The sequence below is a fragment of the Burkholderia sp. MSh2 genome (assembly GCF_000731655.1).
GTDB classification, from domain to species: Bacteria; Pseudomonadota; Gammaproteobacteria; order Burkholderiales; family Burkholderiaceae; genus Burkholderia; species Burkholderia paludis.
In genome coordinates, this window is the sequence record NZ_JPGM01000010.1 from 1 (window position 1) to 4,246 (window position 4,246).

General features: G+C 65.3%; 3 protein-coding genes. All 3 read left to right on the forward strand.

Annotation, left to right across the window (positions count from 1 at the left end; translation table 11 throughout):
• Positions 1 to 363, forward strand: a 363-nt coding sequence (locus GQ57_RS08110) for an HlyD family secretion protein (RefSeq protein WP_200880655.1), incomplete at its 5' end; no start/stop codon positions are given.
• A 15-nt stretch (positions 364 to 378) separates the two neighbouring features.
• Positions 379 to 3,570, forward strand: a complete 3,192-nt coding sequence (locus GQ57_RS08115) for an efflux RND transporter permease subunit (RefSeq protein WP_031398022.1) — start codon at positions 379 to 381, stop codon at positions 3,568 to 3,570.
• Positions 3,571 to 3,572: 2 nt separating this feature from the next.
• Positions 3,573 to 4,246: TolC family protein (locus tag GQ57_RS08120; RefSeq protein ID WP_034197603.1), on the forward strand; the 674-nt coding region annotated here is incomplete at its 3' end.

Genomic DNA, 4,246 nt, shown 5'->3' on the forward strand with positions numbered 1-4,246 from the left:
GTGAACGAGAACGCGTTCCTGGTGCCGCAGATCGGCGTCACGCATGACCAGAAGGGGCAGGCTGTCGCCCTGGTCGTGAACGCGAGCAACAAGGTCGAACCGCGTCCGCTGAAGACGGTTGGCATGCAGGGCCAGAACTGGGTCGTCGAAGGCGGTCTGGAAGCGGGCGATCACGTGATCGTGCAGGGCGTCGACAAGGTGCGCCCGGGCGTAACCGTGAAGACGGTGCCCGCGCAGCTCGCGTCCGCGCCGGACGCCGGAGCCGGTACACCGGCAGGCGTCGCGAATGCGTCCGGCGTCGCGCCGGCGAGCACGGCCGACCATGCAGCTGCGAGTTCGGCCGCCGCGTCGGCCGCGCAATAACAAGGAGTCCGTTTCATGGCCAAGTTCTTTATCGATCGCCCGATTTTCGCGTGGGTGATCGCGATCGTGCTGATGCTGGCCGGCGTCGCATCGATCTTCAAGATGCCGATCGCGCAGTATCCGACGATCGCACCGCCGACGATCCAGATCCAGGCGAACTATCCGGGCGCTTCCGCGAAGACGGTGGAAGACACGGTGACGCAGGTGATCGAGCAGCAGATGAGCGGCCTCGACAACTTCCTGTACATGTCGTCGACGAGCGACGATTCGGGCAACGCGACGATCACGCTGACCTTCGCGCCGGGCACGAATCCCGACGTCGCGCAGGTGCAGGTGCAGAACAAGCTGTCGCTCGCGACGCCGAACCTGCCGCAGGTCGTGCAGCAGCTCGGCATGCAGGTGACGAAGTCGAGCAGCAACTGGCTGATGTGGTTCGCGTTCAACTCCGAGGACGGCAGCCTGTCGAAGGAGGACCTGACGAACTACGTGGCGTCGCACGTGCTCGATCCGCTCAGCCGCGTGAACGGCGTCGGCCAGACGCTGCTGCTCGGCTCGCAGTTCTCGATGCGCATCTGGCTCGATCCCGTCAAGCTGACCAACTACAGTCTCACGCCGACCGACGTGACGGCCGCGATCACGCAGCAGAACGTGCAGATCGCGGGCGGCCAGATCGGCGGCACGCCGGCGAAACCGGGCACCGTGCTGCAGGCGACGATCACCGAATCGACGCTGCTGCGCACACCCGAGCAGTTCGGCAACATCCTGCTGAAGGTCAACCAGGACGGGTCCCAGGTCCGCCTGAAGGATGTCGGCCGTGCGGCGCTGGGTTCGGAAAACTACACGTTCGACACGAAGTACATGGGACAGCCGACGGCCGGCCTCGGTATTCAGCTCGCGACCGGTGCGAACGCGCTGGCAACCGCGACGGCGCTGCGGGCCAAGATCGACGAGCTGTCGAAGTACTTCCCGCACGGTCTCGTCGTCCACTATCCGTACGACACGACGCCGTTCGTGCGCCTGTCGATCGAGGAAGTGGTCAAGACGCTGATCGAAGGCATCGTGCTCGTGTTCCTCGTGATGTACCTGTTCCTGCAGAACCTGCGGGCGACGATCATCCCGACGATCGCGGTGCCGGTGGTGCTGCTCGGTACGTTCGCGATCATGGGGCTCGCCGGCTTCTCGATCAACACGCTGTCGATGTTCGGCCTCGTGCTTGCGATCGGCCTGCTGGTGGACGATGCGATCGTGGTGGTCGAGAACGTCGAGCGCGTGATGGCGGAGGAGGGGCTGTCGCCGAAGGAGGCGACCCGCAAGGCGATGAGCCAGATCACCGGCGCACTCGTTGGCGTGGCGCTGGTGCTGTCGGCGGTGTTCGTGCCGGTGGCGTTCTCCGGCGGCTCGGTCGGCGCGATCTATCGTCAGTTCTCTTTGACGATCGTGTCGGCGATGGTGCTGTCGGTGCTGGTTGCGCTGATTCTGACGCCGGCGCTGTGCGCGACGATCCTCAAGCCGATCCCGCAAGGGCATCACGAAGAGAAGAAGGGCTTCTTCGGCTGGTTCAACCGGACCTTCGATCGCAGCCGCGATCGCTATACGGGCGGCGTGAATCACGTGATCCGCCGCTCGGGCCGCTGGCTCGTGATCTACCTGGCCGTGTTCGTCGCGGTCGGCGTGATGTTCGTGCGCCTGCCGAAGTCGTTCCTGCCGGACGAGGATCAGGGTTACATGTTCATGATCGTGCAGACGCCGTCCGGCTCCACGCAGGAGACGACCGGCAAGACGCTCGACGACATCAACACGTACCTGACGACCCGGGAGAAGGACGTGGTCGATTCGGTGTTCACGGTCAACGGCTTCAGTTTCGCGGGCCGCGGTCAGAACGCGGGGCTCGTGTTCGTGAAGCTGAAACCGTACGAGCATCGCCAGCGTTCGGATCAAAAGGTCCAGGCGCTGATCGGGCGGACCTTCGCGCACTATGCGCAGTACAAAGACGCGATGGTGATCCCGTTCAACCCGCCGTCGATTCCCGAACTCGGTACGGCGGCCGGCTTCGACTTCGAACTGACGGACAACGCCGGTCTCGGCCACGAAGCGCTGATGGCCGCGCGCGGCCAGTTGCTCGGCATGGCCGCGAAGGATCCCGCGCTGGCGCTCGTGCGTCCGAACGGCCTGAACGATACGCCGCAGTACAAGGTCGACATCGATCGCGAGAAGGCGAATGCGCTGGGCGTCACGGCTGCCGCGATCGACCAGACGTTCTCGATCGCGTGGGCGTCGCAGTACGTGAACAACTTCCTCGATACGGACGGCCGGATCAAGAAGGTCTATGTGCAGTCGGACGCGCCGTTCCGGATGACGCCGGAAGACATGAACATCTGGTACGTCCGCAACAGTGCGGGCGGGATGGTGCCGTTCAGCGCGTTCGCGACCGGGCACTGGACGTACGGTTCGCCGAAGCTCGAACGCTACAACGGCGTGTCGTCGATCGAGATCCAGGGGCAGGCCGCGGAGGGCAAGTCGACGGGCCAGGCGATGGCCGCGATGGAAGCGCTCGCGAGCAAGCTGCCGGAAGGTATCGGCTATTCGTGGACGGGCCTGTCGTTCCAGGAAATCCAGTCCGGTTCGCAGGCGCCGATCCTGTACGCGATCTCGATCCTCGTCGTGTTCCTGTGTCTCGCGGCACTGTATGAAAGCTGGTCGATTCCGTTCTCGGTGATCATGGTCGTGCCGCTCGGCGTGGTCGGCGCGCTGCTCGCGACGATGCTGCGCGGCCTCGAGAACGACGTGTTCTTCCAGGTCGGCCTGCTGACCACCGTGGGCCTGTCCGCGAAGAACGCGATCCTGATCGTCGAGTTCGCGCGCGAGTTGCAGACGAAGGACAACATGGGGCCGGTGCGTGCGGCGATCGAGGCGGCACGCCTGCGGCTGCGCCCGATCCTGATGACGTCGCTCGCATTCATGCTGGGCGTGCTGCCGCTCGCGATCAGCAACGGCGCGGGTTCGGCCAGCCAGCATGCAATCGGCACAGGTGTGATTGGCGGGATGATTACCGCGACGTTCCTCGCCATTTTCATGATCCCGATGTTCTTCGTGAGGGTTCGCGCGATCTTCAGCGGCGAGACGGAAAACGTCGACGACGCATGGCGTCTCGTGCAGGGCGACCTGCAGCGCGATCGCGGCGACGCACACGATTCGAAGGGGCACTAACGATGCAAAAACACGCTTTGACTGCAAGCGCGGCCGCACTGGCTGCCGCGCTGTTCGCCGCGGGCTGCACGATGGCGCCGCATTACAAGCGGCCTGACGCGCCCGTTGCGCAGGCGTACCCGGCGAGCGGCGTCTATGCGACGCAGCCGGGTGCGGCCGGCGCGCGCAGCGCGAACGGCGAGGCGGCAACCGCCATCGGCTGGCGCGAATTCTTCGTCGATCCGCGCCTGCAGCGGCTGATCGAGATCGCGCTGAAGAACAACCGCGACCTGCGCGTGTCGGTGCTGAACATCGAGGCGGCGCGCGCGCAGTACCAGATCACGCGCGCGGGCCTGTTCCCGACGCTGGGCGGGGTCGGCAGCGACAGCCTCCAGCGTTATCCGGCCGGGATCGCATCGGCGGGCGCGCCCGCGACGTTGTCGCGGGTCTACAACGTGGGCCTGTCCGCGTCGTGGGAGCTCGACCTGTTCGGCCGCGTGCAGAGCCTGAAGGACCAGGCGCTCGCGCAGTACCTGTCGACCGCGTACGCACGGCAGGCGAGCGAGATCTCGCTGGTGTCGCAAGTCGCCGATCAGTACCTGACGCTCCTGTCGACCGACGACCTGCTGAAGGTCACGGAAAACACGCTGAAGACCGCGCAGGCGTCGTACAACCTGACGAAGCTGCAGTTCGACAA

Excerpts from the sequence above, each read along its gene's own strand:
- GQ57_RS08115 (WP_031398022.1), top strand. The coding sequence starts at position 379 with ATGGCCAAGTTCTTTATCGATCGCCCGATTTTCGCGTGGGTGATCGCG.